The following is an 18,803-nucleotide window of genomic DNA, read 5'->3' as shown; positions in this document are numbered from 1 at the left end:
GGACATTAAGAACCGAGCTTGGCCGAGTTCTGGGGCGGCAGCACCAGCTGCTGATACGTGTTGAACAGGCGCGGGTACGTCAGGAACCCCAGGACCATGCTGGTGAGGGCGGCGGAGGCGAGGATGGCGAACAGGATTAAAAGCTGGTACCGAACGGCTTGGATCGGGTCGGCCCCGGCGATAATTTGTCCGGTCATCATTCCCGGCAACTGGACCAGCCCGGTGGTTTTGGTGCTGTCGATCGTGGGAATCATCCCGGCGCGCACCGCCGTCTTGAGCACCGGTTGGATCGCCTGGCGCGGGGTGCCACCGAGGGAGAGGATCAGGTTGATCTCTTCCTTGCGGTTTTCCGCCTCTGCCCGAAGCCGATTGAGAAACAGGCCGGCCACCACCATGGCGTTGCCGATGATCATCCCGCTGATCGGAATCACATATTGCGGGGTGGGTGGCACGATTCGCATGAGGAGAAGGAACGCTTGGGTGACCGCCTCGGTTAAGGTGAGGGCGAACAGGATCCGCAGGTGGATCCCCGGCATGCCCCGGCCGCGCTTGGCGGCGTTAAAGGTGGCCACCACCAGCATGAGGAGGATCATGGCGAGGATGAGGGCGGGACCTTGGATGCTGAAGACGACCTTTAATATGTATCCGACGATGAGAAGCTGGATGGTAGCCCGGACTGTGGAGACGATCATGTCTTTCTCCATTCCCAGGCGCTGCCAGAGGGAGAGAATCAGCGCCAGGACGACAAATCCAAGGGTAAACGATAAGGCGAGCAGACTCATACAGACCCCCCTTTTGTCGTAAATGTCTCAGACGTTTCGCCCGGTTGAATGTGTCCGCCCGCCAAGAACCGAAGGGTGAGAGGATTGTCGGGCTGCATAAAAAAATCCTCCGTGGCTTTGGCCTCGATAATCTCCCCGGCCGCCATGAGCCAGGTCCAATCCCCCACCCGCCGGGCCTGGTCCAGATCGTGGGTGACCCAGAGGATCGTCACCCCGCGAGAATGACAAAGATCGGTCAGAAAAGTCTCCACCTCCCGCACCGCAGAGGGATCCAGGGCGGAGGTGACTTCGTCCAACAACAGAATGCGCGGTTCCAACACCAGTGCCCGGGCGAGGCCCAGCCGTTGCAACTGACCGCCGGATAATTCCCGGGCATCCTGATCGAGGAGCTCCCTGGGCAGCCCTACCATTTCCAAGAAGTCTTCCGGGTGATCGAGGGGTCGGCCCTGAAGCCGGGCGCCGAGACTCAGGTTGTCCCGCACCGAGCCAGGAACCACGGGAGGCCGCTGAAATACCAGGGCGGCGGTGCGCCGGAGAGCAGGTGGATCCCAGGTCCGGGCCTCCCGGCCGAACACGAACACCCGGCCCTCATCCGGCGTGACCATCAAGTTGACCAATGACAATAACGTACTTTTGCCAGATCCCGACGGCCCCACCAAGGTGAGGATCGCCCCGGCAGGCACCTCCCCGCTGATCCCGCGAAGAGCCCTCACCGGACCCCGGGCGGTTACAAACGTTTTGGACACCTGTTCAAACCGGACTGCCTGTTGATCGGATGTGCTGCTGTCTGACACGCAAGATCCTCCTGCTTCTGAGCGTATACACATATACAATCATTCCACAGGAGTCCTTGGAATTCCTCCAAAGGGATGCCGAGAGTGTTCCGCCTGTCCACCCGTTTTTCGCACGGCTGGGTGGTTGTGCATCGGACTACAGCGGAGGGATTTACCCGCAATACGAAGTGCGGTATGCTAAAATTGCAGATATTTTTGAGACGAAGCTAATCGTCGCACTCAGCGGTGGGAAGGAGAAGTGTGCCCGTTGGAAGAGCAAGCGCTGATTGAATTTAAGCTCGTCTATTGCAAGACAGTCAATTATGCCCTACAACAAAACCGAATACCGGTCATTCGCGAAGTGTATATCAGAAACCTCTCCTCTCGAGATTTGCATGGGGTCACGGTTTGTATCCGGAACACCGGGGGATTCGCCGACGAGTGGAGCACGTCCTTTGATCTGATTCCTGCCGGTGAATCCATCGTGCTGGGGCCAGTGGATTTGCGAGTTTCCCCGGGGGTGCTTGCCGAATTGACCGAGCGATTGGCGGAGGAATTGCAAGTTTCCGTCCTTCAAGGCGAAACTGTCCTGCATATTGAATCTTTTCCCATTGATCTGCTCGCCTTTGACGAATGGGGCGGATTGACGGCATTGCCGGAAATGATTTCGGCTTTCGTGACTCCCAATCATCCTGAAGTGCGGAGACTGATACGTACACCGGCCGACATTCTCGGTCAATGGATTTCAAGCCCTTCTTTTGATGGGTATCAATCTCAAGATCCGAATCGCGCCCGCATGCAAGTGGCGGCTATTTACCATACCATACAAAAAGAGGGCTTCACCTACGCTGTTCTCCCGCCCAGCTTTCAGGAGAGCGGACAGCGCGTTCGTCTTCCGGATACCATGAGTACATATCGAATGGGAAACTGCCTCGATATCACCCTCCTTTTCGCGGCTTGCCTCGAGGCGGCAGGACTACATCCGCTCATCGTGTTCGTGCAAGGGCATGCGTTCGTCGGTGCGTGGCTTGTAAAGGAAACGTTCCCAGAAAGTGTGCAGGATGATATCTCTTTATTGCGGAAACGCCTGGCAGACGGCGTGGGTGAAATCTGTGTTGTTGAGTCCACGGCGCTAACTTCCAAACCGCCGGTACCTTTTGAACAAGCCGAGCGGCTCGCGCAGATACATTTAATGGAAGAAGAAAAATTCGTCTGTTTTGTGGACGTCGCCCGATCGAGGGCGGACGGCATCCGCCCCCTTCCCCTTCGTGTGAAGACAGATGCGGGTTGGACTGTGGAAGAAGACACGGTGCAGGAGAACGTAGAGTTTGCTGTCCCCCGGATGATAGATATCTTTAAAACGCCCGTCGAGAATGATCAGGGGGTTCACCCCAAACAAAGGGAATGGGAACGTCGGCTCCTGGATCTATCGCTACGCAATTTGCTGCTGAACTTTCGCGGTAAGAAATCGACGATCCCTTTACTTATCTCAGAACTTGACGTGTTAGAGGATGTGTTGTCCCAGGGCCGGGAGTTTGAGCTTCATCCCGTTCCTGGCTTTGTAACCGAAAACCCGCAGAATCCCCAGCATTTTCGTCAGATCCAGCCGGGGAGCCAACTGGCCCAGATTGTTCAACAGGAGCTGGAGCACGGGCGGCTTCGTGCTGATTTGTCGGAGGTGGATCTGAAAGATCGCTGTGTTCACATCTATCGCTCCGCGAAATTATCCCTTGAAGAGCACGGTGCCAATACATTGTACCTGGCTCTCGGATTCTTAAAATGGTTTGAAACCGATGTTAGCGAGAAGCCGCGGTACGCGCCCATGGTCATGGTTCCCATTGACATCGTTCGTAAGCATCGAGGGGTCGGGTTTACGGTTCGCCGCCGGGATGAAGAAACCCAGTTTAACATCACGCTCCTGGAGCTGATGAAACAAGATCACGGGATAGTGATTGAAGGTCTCGATCCTCTGCCACGAGACGAGTCGGGGATTCATCTGCGCAAAGTTTTTACCCACGTCCGGCAGATGGTGATGAACAAGCGGCGTTGGGATGTGGAAGAAAGGGCTTGCATCGGCCTCTTTTCCTTTGGTCAGTTCGTGATGTGGAATGATCTACGGAACAGAACGGCCGATCTGGTTAAAAACCCGGTCGTCGCCAGCCTGATGTCCGGAAAGTTAGAGTGGCAACCTCTAGGGGTTTTTGACCGGCCGGATCGTCTTGAGGACACATATTCCCCCGACCAGTTGTTTGTCCCCATTGGCGCGGACGCCTCCCAGTTCCGGGCGGTGGCTGCGGCACACGAAGGCGAAAGTTTCGTTCTGCACGGACCACCGGGTACGGGGAAATCGCAAACCATCACCAACATCATCGCTGACGCTTTGGCCCAGGGGAAAACGGTCCTCTTTGTCGCTGCGAAAATGGCGGCCCTCACCGTGGTTCAGCGACGTCTTTCTGAACTCGGACTGGGTCCTTTCTGCCTCGAGCTTCACTCGACCAAGAATAACAAGCGGGCTGTGTTGGATCAGCTGCGGGTGGCGTTGGAACAGGGGAAAGTCCGCTCCGAAGTCGAATGGCAAGAGGAAGCGGAACGACTGGGCAAAATGAGGGCAGAGTTAAGCCGTCATGCCCGGGCATTGCACAGAAAGCACAGTCACGGTTTATCCATTTACGATGCTATTACATTATTCGATCGGGACCGGAACGCACCGGACGTCGTTCATGTGGACGGCCGTCTCGTCGACCGAATGTCTGTGGATCAGATGCAGGCATATTTGGACGCGGCAAATGAATTGCGGATTGCGGGGGAGGTGTGCGGGGGCCCGTGGGACCACCCGCTGAAAGAGATTCAACGGGCTGATTATTCAGCCGTTCTGAAATCCCAGGCAGAGGACGCTTTGCGTCATCTGGAACAAACTCTCGACGCCTGTAAGTCCGCCCTCCATGACCTCGTGCGGGCTCTGGACTGGAACGGTGCCCCTTCCTTGGCCCTCGAAGAAGCCGAACTGCTCCATCGGCTCTGCACGGTTCTGTTGGACGCGCCGGAGGTCTCGGCCCAGTTCATAACGTCGGGGGATTGGAAGAATTTGGTTGAAAATCTCCGGAGGGTTTCAGAGCACGGCGTGAATCGGGATTCATTGCGTGCTGATGTGTACAAAGACTACTTCCCGGAGGTTCTCGAATTCGACGCGGCGTCGGTGCTCAGGGAATGGCAAGAGGCCGGTCGCCTGGGCTGGATGTCACGTACACTCCGGCGGGCGCGGATTGCCAAAAGGGTTAAGCCATTTCTCGCAAAAGGCGGGAAGCCGGACAAGAATCGCCTGGAGCGAGACTTGATGAAGATTGTCCACCTGCAGGAAGAGGAGCGGGCGGTGCGCGAGTGGGGTGCGAAATATTCCGAGCTCCTCGGTGCTAACCTCTGGAATGACGGTGAGGCGGACTGGGAGGCGGTGCGGGGGGTTGCCCGCTGGAGGGAAAAACTGGCCCGGATATTCGATGCCTTTGCCGCGCAGCCAAGTGGCGGTGTGGGATTGCAAGAGGGAGTGGGACGGCTATTCCGAGATGGCACACAGGCATTTCTGGAACAACAAGGGTCCACCCTGAAAAACTTCATGGCCGTAAAGGAGGAGTTGGAGCAGTCCCGACAGCGAGTGTTCGAATTGTTGCAGATCGATTTGTCCGAGGACCTGGGGCGAGGGGAGAGGGCGGACTGGATTCGTCCTCTGCAACAGAAAACCAGGACCTGGTTGGGAAACATTGGGGGTCTACGCGAATGGTGTACGTTTCGTAAAGTTCGAAACAAGCTGGTCGATATGGGGCTTGCCTCTCTGGTGCAGGCATATGAAAATGGTACATTGCAGAATGACCAAATTGTTCCATCTTTTCGCCGTGCCTTGTATAAAGCGTGTGTAGAAAGTATGTTGCACCGCACTCCGGAGTTAGCCGAGTTTTCCAGTCAACTGTTCGAAGAACGCATTGGGCGGTTTACCCGCATGGTCGACCAGTACGAGGACTTGACACGGCAGGAAATCGCGGCCCGCCTGGCCAGACTTATCCCAAATCCCGGAGAGAAGGTCCACAACTCCTCTGAACTTGGGGTGTTGATGCGGGCAATCCGGGGTCACGGGCGCGGTGTGTCCCTGCGTAACTTATTTGGTCAGATTCCCAACGTATTGAACCGGGTTTGCCCGTGTATGTTAATGTCCCCTATATCCGTCGCCCAGTATCTCGATCCCGCGGCACCACCTTTTGACCTCGTCATTTTTGACGAAGCCTCACAAGTTCCCACCTGTGAGGCGGTGGGTGCCATGGCCCGGGGGCGGAACGTTATCGTGGTAGGGGATCCGAATCAACTTCCGCCTACGAGTTTCTTCACGTCAACAAACCGGGATTCCGAGGATAAGGACCTTTCCGAGGATTTGGAGAGCGTTTTGGACGATTGTCTGGCCATCGGAATGCCGCAAGGATTCTTGCTGTGGCATTATCGAAGCCGTCGCGAAGGACTGATTTCATTTAGCAACCGCCATTATTATGACAACAAATTGCTCACATTTCCCTCCCCCGATGAACTTGTGCCCAGTGTGAAACGCGTACATGTGGACGGGTTTTATGATCGCGGGCGGACGAAGCAGAACCGGGCGGAAGCCGTTGCGGTGGTGGATGAGATCCTGCGGCGCCTTCGCGACCCCGAACTGCGAAAACATAGCATTGGCGTCGTGACGTTTAACCTTCCGCAGAAGAATCTGATCGAGGATCTTTTGGATGAGGCGTTTGCCAGGGAACCGGATCTAGAATCTGTCGCCGCCGGGATGCACGAGCCCCTACTTATTAAAAACCTGGAAAATGTTCAGGGCGACGAAAGGGACGTCATTCTCTTTTCGATCGGATATGGTCCGGATGAGACGGGACACGTCACCATGAACTTTGGGCCGCTGAACCGCGAGGGCGGATGGAGGCGCCTGAATGTGGCCGTCTCCCGGGCCCGCGAGGAAATGATCGTATTTTCAACATTGAGACCCGAGCATATGGAGGGCTCTAGGATTCATTCCCGGGGCGTGGCCGGACTGAAAGCATTCCTCGAATATGCGGAGAGAGGAAGAACGGCTTTGGCGCTGCCCGTGACATCCCAAGCGCGCCTTGCCGATGGGTTGGAGAGAAACGTTGCAGAACGGCTCCGAGGTCTGGGATATTCCGTTCACGAACACGTGGGGACATCCGGGTTTCGGGTCGATCTGGCAATCGTGGATCCCCGCGACCCCGGCAGGTATTTGCTGGGCATTCTCGCAGACGGTCACACCTACCACCGCGCCGATATGACGAGAGATCGTGAGGTCCTGCGCCCACGAATGCTGAACCAATTGGGCTGGAACATTTATCGCATTTGGTCTATGGACTGGTGGGAAAATCTGGACATGGTTCTTCAGGGGATACAACAGGCCATTCGGGAGGCAGAAACTAAGACAAGGCAACCTGGTGCCACGAGGGTACAACAGACTGACGAGCCCGCCAAGGGAAAAAACGGGCAACTTCAGCCCGCGACTTTTGACGCTCCGATTTCTCGCCAAGAGTCCGATCCCGGGCGGGCGATCAATCAACAATCCTCGTCCGCGCTGGCGGATCCCGTACTGCGTACAACAAAAGGCAAGTTCGCAGTCTATCAGCCCGTTGTCCTGGAACGGGTGCCCTTTACCATCGACGACTTCTTTGCCGAATCGAATACTCGTCTGATCAAGGAACAACTGTCGAAGGTGATTGAAGGGGAAGGTCCGATAAGTTGTGACCTGCTATATCGCCGGGTGCTGGGCGCTTGGGGAATTAAGCGGATTGGCCACCGATTGCGGATGCGATTGGACGAGATTGTAAAACATATGCGCCCCAAGTGTACCGTCCAAGACCAAACGCCGTTCTTCTGGCCGAGGGATGTCGATCCCGCTACCTATATGCGGTTTCGCATCAGCGAGGGGGATGCCGAACGCCGGGACGCTGCTGACTTGCCCGTTCAAGAAGTGGCATCGGCGGTCCAATATATTCTCGAAGGCCAGATCAGTTTGCCCAAAGAGCAACTGATTCGGGAACTCGCAAGGCTGTTCGGGTATCAGCGCCTAGGGTCTGCGGTGGAAACCGCACTGGAACGGGGTGTGCATGAGGCTATCGAACGCGGCCTCGTCCGCTGGGAGCCCGACAGAGAACGGGTTGTGTACAAGGGAGACATGTTCCGCTGACTACCGCGACGACTTGGCGGCAGTGCGCCGCGGAGGTCGGTTCAGGTGGCACGCGACCGCCTCATGGTGTGCCGGGGGAGGGCGGATCAAACGCCCGCACCTCCGGCCGACCACCGGCAAACATTCCAGGTGGGATGCGGGACCCCGCTAGCGTTCCCCCTCAATCCAACCGCTTGCGGAAACGCAGAACGGCGACCGTACAAAACAGCACCGCGAAAATCGCCAGGCTCACCGTATCCTGCCAGAGTTGCCCGATTCCGATTCCTTTCAAGAAGATCCCCCGCAGGATTTCGAGAAAATAGGTCAGTGGGATCACCGCCCCGATCCACTGGATCACCAGGGGCATGGTCTCCCGGGGAAAAATAAACCCGGACAACAACACGCTCGGCAGGATGAAAGCGAAAGCCATCTGCATCGCCTGGAGCTGGGTTTTGGCCACGGTGGAGATCAAGATCCCGATCGCCAAAGCGGTGACCAAGAACAGCAGGCTCAGGATCAGCAACAGCCCCACACTTCCTTTGACCGGCACGCCAAACCAGGCGGTACCCGCAGCCAACACCAAGACAAAGGAAAACATTCCGATGAGGACGTAAGGCGTCAGTTTCCCCACGATCAACTCGCTCGGCCTCACCGGAGTGACGATCAGCTGCTCCATGGTCCCCCGCTCCCGCTCCCGGACAATCGTAAAGGCGGTCAGAATCGCCGTGACATTTTGCATGATCAGGCCGATCAGTGCCGGGATGTTAAAGAGCAGACTCTTCATGTTCGGATTGTAGAGCACCCGGGCTTGCACCTGAATGGGAATCTGAACATTACCGAGACCCTCCGCCGACAACTGGGCTTGTTGTTCCTCCATCGCCCGATTCTGGAGAATCAATTGGGCATTGGCCAGGGCTGTCCGGGCGGCGTTCGGGTCCGTCCCGTCCACCAGGACCTGCACGTCCACCGGTTGCCAGGTGTCCAAAGCCTTGCTGTAGTCCCGGGGAATCACCAGTCCCACTTTGATTTGACCGCTGTCCATCAACCCCTGGAGCTCCCCATACCCCTCCACTTGATATCGCTCGTCAAAATACCCCGTGTTGGTCAGATTTTGCACCAACTCCCGACTTTGCGCGGTCTTGGCCTGATCCCACACCCCCATCGACAGGTGGTCCACGTCGGTGTTCACGGCGTATCCGAACAGGAGCAGCATCAACAACGGCATGGCCAAAGCGATGGCCAGGCTCGCGGGGTCCCGCCGGATTTGTAAGAATTCTTTCCGCACAATGGCCACAAAGCGATTCCACTGGAAGGACGATTGACCCTGTTTCCCTTTGTTGCTCATGCAGCGCCCCCTCCATCGCCCAGAGGGTGTTCCTGGGAGGAAACGAGTTGGATAAACACATCATCTAAGGTCGAGGTCCCGAATTGCCGCTTGAGTTCTTCCGGCGTTCCGTCCACCAGCAGTTTCCCGAAGAAAATAAACCCGATCCGGTCGCAGGTTTCGGCCTCGTCCATGTAATGGGTACTCACCAGGACGGTGACCCCGGTTTTGGCCAGGTCGTGGATCAAATTCCAGAAAACTCTCCTCGATACGGGATCGACGCCGGCGGTGGGTTCATCGAGGATCAGCAACTCGGGCTCATGAAGGAGGGCACAGGAGAGGGCCAGCCGCTGCTTCCAACCGCCGGAGAGGGAGCCGGCCCGCTGTTTCTCCCGGCCGGTCAGACCTGCCAGGGCGATCAGTTCCTCCTTGCGCTCTCGGACCCGGGGTCCGGAGAGCCCGTAGATTCGGGCGTAAAAATCGAGGTTCTCCATCACCGTCAGCTCCTCGTAGAGGCTGAACCGCTGGGACATGTAGCCGATTCGGGCCTTGATCTCCTCGGCATCCCGAACGATATCGTAGCCCAGCACCCGGCCGGTTCCTGAGGTCGGGGTCAGCACCCCGCAGAGCATCCGGATGGTGGTGGATTTTCCCGATCCGTTCGGACCGAGAAAACCGTAAATCGCCCCCCGAGGAATGGTGAGAGAAACCCGATCCACGGCCGTCCGGGAACCGAACTGTTTCGTCAGATCCGTACAGGTGATGGCCGGGTCCTGACTTGCGCCCCCGGCCGCATTTCCTTCGATGCGGCTCATGACGCACCTCCCGCCGGACCGCCCAGGACCACATCCGCAGGCATCCCCGCCCGCAACCGGTCCAGGCCCGACGTGATCTCCACCGTCACCGCAAACACCATCTTGGCGCGCTCATCGGGTGTCTGCACATTTTTCGGCGTAAACTCCGCCCGGTCGGCGATGACGGAAACCCGGCCGGAGAACGTTTCCCCGGGATAGGCGTCCACCCGTATGGCGGCCGGTTGACCCAGTTTCACCCGGCCCAAATCTGCTTCGGGTATGTAAATAACCACTTTTAGCTCGTTCGTTTTCAGAAGCATCCCTAGGGTGGCCCCGGGTTTGACCACTTGGCCCACCTCCACGTCTCGGCGCAACAGGATGCCGTCCGCCGGGGCGAGGACCCGGGTTTTCTCCAGTTGAAGTCGGGCCTCGGCCAGTTTCGCGTCCGCCTGATCTTTCATGGCGATCAACTGTTTGAGATGCTGGTCGGTAGCCCCGGCTTTGAGCAGGTCGAGCTTGGCCTGGGCGGAGCGTTCATTGGCCAGAGCCGAGGCGTATCCGCTCTGGGCGGCGGCCTGGGCATTCTGCGCTTGGCGGATCTGGGCCTGAATGCCTTGAAGCTGAGCCTGGAGGTTATCCACCTGGGTCTGGGCCTGATTGACCGCCTGCTGGGCGGCATCCACCTGCTCTTGGGTGGCCGCCCCGGCCTGTTGCAGGGCCTGGACCCGGGCGAGCTGTTGTTGCTGGTAAGCCAAGGTATCCTGGGCCCCTTTGAGGTTGCTCATCAACTGACTCTGGTTGGCGATCAACGCGTTCACTTGTTCCCCGGCGGCTTTGCTGTTGGCGGCGGACTGATCGGCCAGGGCCCGGGTTTGATCGACGGCGGCCATGGCGGCGGCGATTTCCTGGGCCCGGCTCCCGGCCTCGGCGTCCCGAAGGGCGGCGAGAGCGGCGTCCACGCCGGCCCCTGCCCCCTGTACCTGAAGTTGATACGATTGGTCATCCAAGGCGACCAGCAGCTGGCCCTTTTTGACGGATGCCCCTTCGGCCACGGGCAGGCTCTGAACAGTCCCGCCCACCTCGGTTTGAATGGGGATCTCGGTGCCCTCGATGGTGCCGGAATACACCGGCGTCTCGGACTGGCCGCACCCCGTGAGGACAAGACTCAGCAGGACCGCAACCAAGGGCAGACGGAGGCTCGTGTGCATGGCATTTTCCTCCTTTGCAGCGTCCATCTCGTCGCGACGCACAATCCCATGGAGGTGGATGTCCAGCATCCGCCGGGTCTCCACCTCTTTGTCTTTCCAGGGGAAAAAGTCGGGGAAAGCGTCCAGGCGGCGCTGAGTCCTTTTTCGGAAAAGACCCGGCTGGCCGGCTCCAGGATGCGCCAATGCCGGTCCGTGATGTCCTCTCTGGAGAAAAGATCGAGGAGGTTGTAGAACCCCTGCGCGGATCCGGATGCCGGATTTTCAACGGCCGGCTGCTGGGCGACGGGCGTGCGTCTCCGGACCGGCGTCCTTCAGAGGACTCCTTCATGGACGCACCTCCTGATTGAGGACCTACTCATAACATTGATTTCCGCGCCTCGGTTGTCAAGGGGCTGCTCCATATCGGCCGTCTTTGCCCGCAAGCCGCGGATCGCATGGCACAATAAGAAATCGCGGAGAGTTGCTGCCGGTGGATGCCTGGGATGCGGCGGTGGCCGCCAACAGGCCCCCCAGGATGATCTCGCACGTTCGAGTAGGCACAACGATGGCTTCTTTTGTCCATTTTCGGAGTCCCAATTTACACGACTCCTGGGACTATCAGGACGGTTATGAGGAAAAGCCGGCGGCCCGATGTGTTATACTTCCGATGTAAGTGCAAACTTACGGTGAGGTGTTCACCTTTGGCGGATAAAATGGAACAAATCCTTAAGGCAGCGCGGAACGTATTCATCGAAAAAGGATATGAAAAAGGCACCACAATGGAGATCGCTAAAGCGGCCGGCGTGGCCGAGTTGACGTTGTTTCGTAAATTCGGGAGCAAACGCAACCTGTTTTTAGCGGCATTCAAGCCTTATATCGAGCGACGTTTCATTCCCGACATCTTAGAAACCGCCGAGGAATGCGAATCACCTATATTTTTTCGGCGTTTGCTTCAGAACCGATTGATGTTCATCTCCCATCACACGCCGGTGCTCCGCATGTTGATCGCCGAGAGTCTCCTCCACCGCCTGCCGCCGGAAATCGATCTTCCAAAACTTATCATTAAAGAAGTCGGTCGGGCCGTCGAATGGCATTTCAATGCGCGTGGAATCAAAACGTCGGCCGAACCGGCGATGCGACTTTTATACGGCATTTTTCTCGGACACATCGTTCAGCCGACCGACCCTCCCTTTCACGTGCTGTCACCTGAAGAACAGGAGACCCTCGTTGAGCGGTACACCGCGGCCATTTTAACGCTGATCCGGCGAACACCGTAGCTCATCCACCGAATGCCGCCGCGCAACCCAATCAATGGCATCGCATATGTTGATCACGGCACTCGTACCTGTCTTAGACAGTGATCATTTGTCCAACACCTCAGCCTTTTCGGCACTTCGGTCTGGATACCGCTTACGACGGGCGCGTAACGTCTCCATCCCGTCGTAGAGAACCGGAATGATGACGAGCGTGATGAGGGTACCGACACTCAAGCCCCCCATGACGACGGTCGCCATCGGGGCGTTCATTTCCGACCCTTCACTGGTCGCGACGGCCAGAGGAAGAACTGCAAAAACGGCCGCCCCAGCGGTGATGAGCACGGGTGTAAGGCGCAGCGGCCCGGCCCGAAGTACCGCTTCTCGGGCGCTTAAACCTTTCTCCCGCAGTTGCTTCATGAGGTCGATCATGACGATTCCATTGCTTACGATGATCCCCGCAAGCATGATCATCCCCATGATTGAGGAAATGCTAAAATGCCGATTGAACAGAAGCAAACTTCCTGTGATGCCGATCGCCGTCGCGGGAATGGAAAACATGATAATGAACGGATGCCGAAACGTCTCAAATTCAGCGACCATGACGGCATAGATTAAAATGATGGCCAAAATGAGTGAGATACCGAGTTGAGAAAACGATTCAGCCATGTCTTTTGTTTCTCCGCCGAACTCGATCGTATAGCCTTTTGGCAAAGGATACGATTCGAGTTGTTTGTGAATGGCGGCGTTGACCGTCTGCAGATCAGTCTGGTACAGGTCGGCGGTCACAAAAGCCATCCGCACCTGATTTTCGCGGTAAATGTCGGACGGGCTTGAATTTTGTCCGGTGACGACGAGATCTGAAAGCGGTACAAACCCATTTTGTGTCGGAATGGACAGCGCCAACAGTTCATGGATGCTTGGTTTTTGCCCACTAGTAAGATCGTAACCGACGCGAATGTCGATATCACCTGTCTTCGTTTTTAAACTGGCGACGACATCTCCATCGATCATCGTTTTCATCATTCGGCTGATCGTTAGCACATCCAAGCCATGCAATTTCGCTTTTTCTTGATCAACGTTCAGAACAAACTCGACCTTTTTTAATCCGAGGCTATTATCCGCATCGCGGACACCGGGAATGGTGCGCACCATACGGGTGATGTCCGACGAGATCTGGTTGAGCATATCGATATTTTCCCCTTTTACTGTAATGTAGACAGGATCAGAGGAAAATAGCGAAGAAACGACAAACCCTTTTTCTTGAACTTTAAGTTTAACGCCCGGCATGGCAAGCTCCCTGCGTACCATTTCAACGACGTCTGCGGTGCTTCGCTTCCGGTCGCGCTTGCCAAGAAGATTGACGTTTATGTACGCTTTATCGGTTTGCTCGATGGTCGGGTTCGATTGCGTAGCGCCCAGTCCGACAAATGTCTCCTGAACTTCTGGAATCGCATGTAACCGATCGAGAATGCTTTTGACAACGCGGTCTGTCTCCGCGGTCTTGGCACCGGGCGGCATATCGATGTGAATCGTAAATTCGCCGCTGTCCATCTTCGGCATAAACTCCCCTCCGATAAGCGGCGCGAGCGCTACGCCGATGACCACACTGATCACGGCAGGTAAAAGAACGAACGCCTTGTGATTCAAAGCCCATTCGAGAAAGCCTCTGTACCCATTCAGGAGTTTGTGGCGCGAAGTGGTGAGAAAACGGGCTATTTTCCCCTGGCGAGACAGCCACTTTGACCGCTCCGATAAACCAAGGAGCATGGCCGTGATCGTCGGTGTTACGGTAAGTGAAACGACGAGCGAAGCCAAAAGTGAATACATGACCGTCAAGGCAAGCGGCAAGAAGAGTTGTCCCGTCAGGCCTTGGACAAAGAGCAGTGGCAAAAAGACGATCATTTTCGTGATGGTGCTTGCGATGACCGGCGCCGAAATTTGGCGTACTCCATCCACAGCGGCTTGAAAAACCGTTTTTCTTTCTTCGCGGTAGTGCCGGAAAATGTTTTCCAGAACGACAACGGCATCGTCGATCATGAGCCCGATTCCGAGCGTAAGAGCTCCAAGCGTGATCAGGTTGATGCTTAAATTAGAGAAATACATCAACAAAAACGTCGTCACAATGGAGATCGGAATCGCCGTTGAAACGACGAGCGTTGCTGCTACGTCGGCTAAAAATAGATAAAGAATGACCACGGCAAGCGTCGCTCCGATGAGCCCATGTTCGGCCAGCGTGCGAATCGACTTGTCGATAAACGCGGAGGAATCATTGGTCACCGCGATGTTTGCGCCCGCAGTTTGCAATTCGGGTCGTATTCGTTCGATCTCAGCCTTCAGGCGCCTGGCAACGTCAAGCGTGTTGGCATCTTTTTGTTTATATACAAACATGGCCAACGCCTTTTGGCCGTTATAGTACGCGTATTGATTGTTTTCCGCTTCTTGGGTCTTCACGGTGCCGAGGTCTTTTAAGCGCACCGGCGGCCCCGTTGGCGTGGGAATGGATATATTTTCGAGTTGGTACAAATCGCGAAGGTCGGCATCGACTTTGACGGAGAGTTCTTTTTGCCCTTCTCGAGCTTTGCCGACTGCGAGCGTGACGCTGTCTTTCTTGATGGCCTCTTCAACTTGATTGATGCTGAGGTGGAATGCTTGTAGGCGATTGGGATCCAAAGCAACCGATACTTCATTCGTCCGTCCTCCGAATACGGTCACCGAAGCGACACCCGGTATCTTCTGAAATGACGGTTTGATCCAGTCTTCAGCAAATGTCGTGAGCATCTTGAGATCGACGTCATCGCGTTCACCGAAAAGGGCCACTTCGACGACGGGCAGGTCGGCGGGACTCACTTTCTCAACGACAGGGACCTCGATGGTGGACGGCAGATCACCCAGCACCGCATCGATTTTGGATTTTACTTTGTTCTCGGCCAGATCGATATTCGTCCCATAGTTAAATTCAACAAAAATGCGCGCGACATTTTGTGAGCTTACGGAACTGATCCGCTTTAAATTTTCCAGCGTATTCAATTCTTTTTCGAGCACATCGGTAACGCCGTTTTCGACCTCTTCCGGTGAGGCACCGGGGTACTTGACCGTGACGGTAACGACCGGCGTCTCAATGTCCGGAAAGAGATCAATCGGGATGCGGAAAAAAACGTACATTCCGAGCAGCATAACGATGACGACAATCATCGAAATCGTGAGGGGCCGTTTGACAGATGTATGATAAAAGCTCATCTCACGACAACCCTCTCTCCGTCGACGAGGAGGTCGACGCCTGCGGTGATAACCACTTCATCGACGGACAGCCCGTCGATGATTTCTACGTATTGTTCGCTGCGAATGCCCGTATTGACCTTCCTTTTTCTGGCAACGCCCTTTTCGACGACATACACGTATGTATCGCCCTTGTCGTTGATGACTGCGTTCGTCGGCACGACGAGAGCTGATCCATGCCGTTCAAGGGGGATGATGACGTTCGCGACCATGCCGGGTTTCACTTGACCGTCATGGTTTTCAATCGTGAGTTTCACTGGGAACAGACCTGTGCGCGGATCGGCCGATGGCGAGACTTCATCGACTACCCCCGTGGTCGAAAGCTGAAGAGTTGGAAACTTCACGGTCACGTTGTCACCCAAACGAACGAAATGGATGTCGCTTTCTGAAACCCGCACCGTAATGTGGAAGGCGTTGGGATTCTCGATCACGGCAAACGGTGTCCCGGCAGCCAAAAATTCCCCTTCTTGAATAACAAGTCCCGAGATATAACCGGATACAGGACTTATCACGCGAGCATCGTTGCGCTTCGAGAGAGCCGTATGATAAGAGGTTCTGGCCTTATTGAGTTCCGCTTCAGCAACGGCGACCGCCTCCGGGGTTGGTGAGCGCTTGAGAAGCAAAAGATTTTGTTCGGCGGCGGCGAGTCTCGACATGGCAAGGTCATATTCGTGTTGCACGTTTTCCGATTCTTTCAAACTCACGACCCCGTTTTCAAAAAGTTTTTTCGTCCGCTCAAGGTTGGTACGTGCGGCCTCGACGGCGATCTCAGCCTGACGCACGTTCTCTTTTGCGGCGGTTATTTCTTCCGGTTCAGGCCCTTTTTTGATCTTCTCCACATTCGCTTCGGCCACTTGAACTGCAGCAGCAGCTTGCGCCACCGTCGCTTCGATGTCAGTATTGTCAAGGCTCAGGATGAGTTCGCCCTGATCGACCCGGTCACCATTATGTTTCGCCAGGTGGTTGACAGTCCCGGAAACTTTCGCGCTGACTGTTACGCGAGTTCTGCTCTCCGTCTCTCCGTAATACGCGCTTTCGTGGACAATTTCACCGCGTTTTAGACGCGTCACCTCGACCGGTATGCCAGGAAAATCGACTGTTTCCGTCTTCGTCTGGCACCCGGACAACACGAAGGATAACGCGAACAAGGCAATGAGTGCTATCCAAAGTACGATGTTCTTTCGTTTTAACTCCGTCATCCTTGAGCAACACCACCCCTTCGCCCTGGTCAATCGCATCCGTTTCTTCGAGCGACGCATCTCTGCCCTGTCGGATTGGGAACACAATCCCGCATGATTGTATGTAAGTGCTTACTAACAAACCCAAAAACAATATACGCGTCGCAAGCATCGCTGTCAAGGTATCGCTGGCAAATTAACTCCGAGGGATCGCCAAATGAGGGTGTGCATCGACCGGTAAAGGACCGAACGATGTTTTCGGTCCTTTACCGGTCATGCCCGTCCGGAAAGCTTACGGTTAATCTGGAACATCTTGGTCGTGTTCCATGACTTTTTCTTTCAAGTATTCGACGCGATCGTGGATCTTCTCGACTTTCTGTTCCACACCGGCGAGTCGCGTATCCATTTGGTCCACCTGGGTTTTCAACGCGGTCAAGTCAGCCTGTATTTCTTGCACGGTTGTTTCCACATGGCCTAGCCGCTCCTCGACGCGATCCAGCCGCTCTTCCACCCGATCTAGCCGCTCCTCGACGCGATCCAGCCGCTCCTCGATGCGATCTAGCCGCTCCTCGATGCGATCCAGTCGCTCCTCGATACGATCTTGGCGCTGCTCCAGCCGATCCAAGCGTACTTCGATCTGTTCAAAGCGGCGATCCATGTCCGCGAAACGTTCCCGGACCTCGTTGCGGAACTGGATCAGCATGTCACTAAGCTCCAAAATGGCCTGAATGATCTGGTTCTTTTCCCCATTAAACCGTTCCACGGCTCACCCTCCCCCGGGTTTCCTGGGTGCTATTGTACGCGAAAAGCGGGGAAGAACAAAGTTGATCCCTTTGCCAAAACCCGGAGACAATGGACAAGAGAGCAGTGAGAGAGAAGCGGTCTCCCCCGATCGTCGATTTTTGTCGAGGTCTGTTCACCGGCTGTGAACCCACTCGCTCCCATGGTAAAATAAACACACGGGTGGGCGGCTGTTTTTGATCCATTTCGGGTGACCATGGCCGCTCCGGATTTTCTCAGCCTGTTGGAATAGGAGGCGGGACGACGTTGGGCGAACGGGAACGCGAACCGAGGGATAACGGGATTCGCCGGGTGGCGCAGTGGCTTCGGAAGGCGCGCCGGGCCGTGGCGCTGACCGGGGCGGGGATGTCCACCGAGAGCGGCATTCCCGATTTTCGCTCCCAGGGCGGGCTCTGGGCCCAAGTCGACCCCCGGGAGGTGGCGACGGTGGAGGCCTTGGAGACCAATTACCCGAGGGTGCGGGAATTTTACCGGAAGCGCATCGACGAGATCAAAAAGCACCGGCCCCACCTTGGCCATGAGATCCTGGCCCGCTGGGAGAAGGCGGGCCGTCTTCAGGCGGTGGCCACCCAGAACATCGACGGCTTTCACCAAATGGCCGGGAATCGGGCGGTTCATGAGCTGCACGGGTCCCTGCGGCGGTTTTACTGTCTGGATTGCGGACGGCCGGCCACAGAGGCGGAGTTTCTCGGCGGCGAGCCCTGTCCGCACTGCCGGGGACGTCTTCGGCCGGGGGTGGTGATGTTTGGGGAGCTCTTGCCCATGGACGCCTGGAACGCCGCGGAAACCGCCATGCGGGCGGCCGATCTGGTCCTCGTGATTGGCACCAGCCTCGAGGTCTACCCGGTGAACCAGTTGCCGGCCCTCAGCCAAGGCAAACGCGTGCTCATCAACCTCGAGCCCACCGACCAGCAGGCTCTGTTCGACGAGGTCCTCATCGGCAGGGCCGGGGAAGTGCTGGCGGCCATTGATCGGGAGATGGGGAATCAGTCGGGCGACCCTCAAGGTCTCAAGATCTAGATATCCTAGACAGGAATGGAAATTTTATCATTTGTGTGTGATCACTAGAATTCCTATAAGGCATTGGTAAAATTGCTGTGCGTGTGCGTGGTCGCCCCCTGCCGGGGTTTTTTTATGCTCTCGAGACCGGAGAGAAGGACAATGGATGGTCAAGGAAATTTTGCTTGAAAGAGGTTGACAATCCCATACAACTTAAATCATAAATAAGGAAAA

11 protein-coding genes are annotated in these 18,803 nt (G+C 56.2%); 3 read left to right on the top strand and 8 right to left on the bottom strand.

The window, feature by feature from the left end; genetic code table 11:
• Positions 1-5 precede the first annotated feature (5 nt).
• A complete protein-coding gene (locus BTUS_RS13720) occupies positions 6-782 on the bottom strand; it encodes an ABC transporter permease (protein ID WP_013076672.1) in 777 nt (258 codons plus the stop codon).
• Positions 779-1,576 carry an ABC transporter ATP-binding protein gene (locus tag BTUS_RS13715; protein WP_013076671.1) on the bottom strand — a complete coding sequence of 266 codons (798 nt, stop codon included), beginning with the start codon at positions 1,574-1,576 and terminating at the stop codon, positions 779-781. The genes BTUS_RS13720 and BTUS_RS13715 overlap by 4 nt, the downstream gene beginning before the upstream one ends.
• Positions 1,577-1,823: 247 nt before the next feature.
• On the opposite strand from BTUS_RS13715, the gene BTUS_RS13710 reads away from it, so the two are divergent.
• Entirely contained in the window at positions 1,824-7,775 is a 5,952-nt protein-coding gene (locus BTUS_RS13710; protein ID WP_041304353.1) for a DUF3320 domain-containing protein, read from the top strand.
• Positions 7,776-7,935: 160 nt separating this feature from the next.
• Here BTUS_RS13710 and BTUS_RS13705 read toward each other — a convergent pair whose 3' ends face one another.
• Genes BTUS_RS13705 through BTUS_RS13695 form a run of 3 tightly spaced genes read right to left on the bottom strand, consistent with a single transcriptional unit; the run spans position 7,936 to position 11,149 of the window.
• Entirely contained in the window at positions 7,936-9,099 is a 1,164-nt protein-coding gene (locus tag BTUS_RS13705; protein ID WP_013076669.1) for an ABC transporter permease, read from the bottom strand.
• On the bottom strand, positions 9,096-9,893 hold the full coding sequence (locus BTUS_RS13700; RefSeq protein WP_013076668.1) for an ABC transporter ATP-binding protein: 798 nt from the start codon (positions 9,891-9,893) through the stop codon (positions 9,096-9,098). The genes BTUS_RS13705 and BTUS_RS13700 overlap by 4 nt, the downstream gene beginning before the upstream one ends.
• On the bottom strand, positions 9,890-11,149 hold the full coding sequence (locus tag BTUS_RS13695; RefSeq protein WP_013076667.1) for an HlyD family secretion protein: 1,260 nt from the start codon (positions 11,147-11,149) through the stop codon (positions 9,890-9,892). The genes BTUS_RS13700 and BTUS_RS13695 overlap by 4 nt, the downstream gene beginning before the upstream one ends.
• A gap of 539 nt (positions 11,150-11,688) precedes the next feature.
• On the opposite strand from BTUS_RS13695, the gene BTUS_RS13690 reads away from it, so the two are divergent.
• On the top strand, positions 11,689-12,336 hold the full coding sequence (locus BTUS_RS13690; RefSeq protein ID WP_013076666.1) for a TetR/AcrR family transcriptional regulator: 648 nt from the start codon (positions 11,689-11,691) through the stop codon (positions 12,334-12,336).
• Between the two features lie 84 nt (positions 12,337-12,420).
• Here the strand turns inward: BTUS_RS13690 and BTUS_RS13685 are convergent, their stop codons facing one another.
• The 3 genes from BTUS_RS13685 to BTUS_RS18520 all read right to left on the bottom strand — a co-directional run bounded on the left by BTUS_RS13685 (position 12,421) and on the right by BTUS_RS18520 (position 17,532).
• Positions 12,421-15,552 carry an efflux RND transporter permease subunit gene (locus tag BTUS_RS13685; RefSeq protein WP_013076665.1) on the bottom strand — a complete coding sequence of 1,044 codons (3,132 nt, stop codon included), beginning with the start codon at positions 15,550-15,552 and terminating at the stop codon, positions 12,421-12,423.
• Complete coding sequence (locus BTUS_RS13680) at positions 15,549-16,790, bottom strand: efflux RND transporter periplasmic adaptor subunit (RefSeq protein WP_041304350.1); 1,242 nt, start codon at positions 16,788-16,790, stop codon at positions 15,549-15,551. The genes BTUS_RS13685 and BTUS_RS13680 overlap by 4 nt, the downstream gene beginning before the upstream one ends.
• A 277-nt stretch (positions 16,791-17,067) precedes the next feature.
• Positions 17,068-17,532 (bottom strand): hypothetical protein, encoded by a 465-nt coding sequence (locus BTUS_RS18520; RefSeq protein WP_013076663.1) that lies wholly within the window; start codon positions 17,530-17,532, stop codon positions 17,068-17,070.
• A 284-nt stretch (positions 17,533-17,816) separates the two neighbouring features.
• On the opposite strand from BTUS_RS18520, the gene BTUS_RS13670 reads away from it, so the two are divergent.
• Complete coding sequence (locus tag BTUS_RS13670; RefSeq protein ID WP_013076662.1) at positions 17,817-18,590, top strand: NAD-dependent deacylase; 774 nt, start codon at positions 17,817-17,819, stop codon at positions 18,588-18,590.
• Positions 18,591-18,803 lie beyond the last annotated feature (213 nt).

Origin of the sequence: Kyrpidia tusciae DSM 2912, from assembly GCF_000092905.1 — a bacterium.
GTDB lineage: Bacteria > Bacillota > Bacilli > Kyrpidiales > Kyrpidiaceae > Kyrpidia > Kyrpidia tusciae.
This window is presented reverse-complemented; position numbering and strand designations above follow the sequence as displayed.

Coding starts and splice junctions, on each gene's coding strand:
- BTUS_RS13705 (WP_013076669.1), bottom strand. CDS start 9,099: ATGAGCAACAAAGGGAAACAGGGTCAATCGTCCTTCCAGTGGAATCGC.
- BTUS_RS13690 (WP_013076666.1), top strand. CDS start 11,689: ATGAGGAAAAGCCGGCGGCCCGATGTGTTATACTTCCGATGTAAGTGC.
- BTUS_RS13700 (WP_013076668.1), bottom strand. CDS start 9,893: ATGAGCCGCATCGAAGGAAATGCGGCCGGGGGCGCAAGTCAGGACCCG.
- BTUS_RS13695 (WP_013076667.1), bottom strand. CDS start 11,149: ATGCTGGACATCCACCTCCATGGGATTGTGCGTCGCGACGAGATGGAC.
- BTUS_RS13720 (WP_013076672.1), bottom strand. CDS start 782: ATGAGTCTGCTCGCCTTATCGTTTACCCTTGGATTTGTCGTCCTGGCG.
- BTUS_RS13685 (WP_013076665.1), bottom strand. CDS start 15,552: ATGAGCTTTTATCATACATCTGTCAAACGGCCCCTCACGATTTCGATG.
- BTUS_RS13680 (WP_041304350.1), bottom strand. CDS start 16,790: ATGACGGAGTTAAAACGAAAGAACATCGTACTTTGGATAGCACTCATT.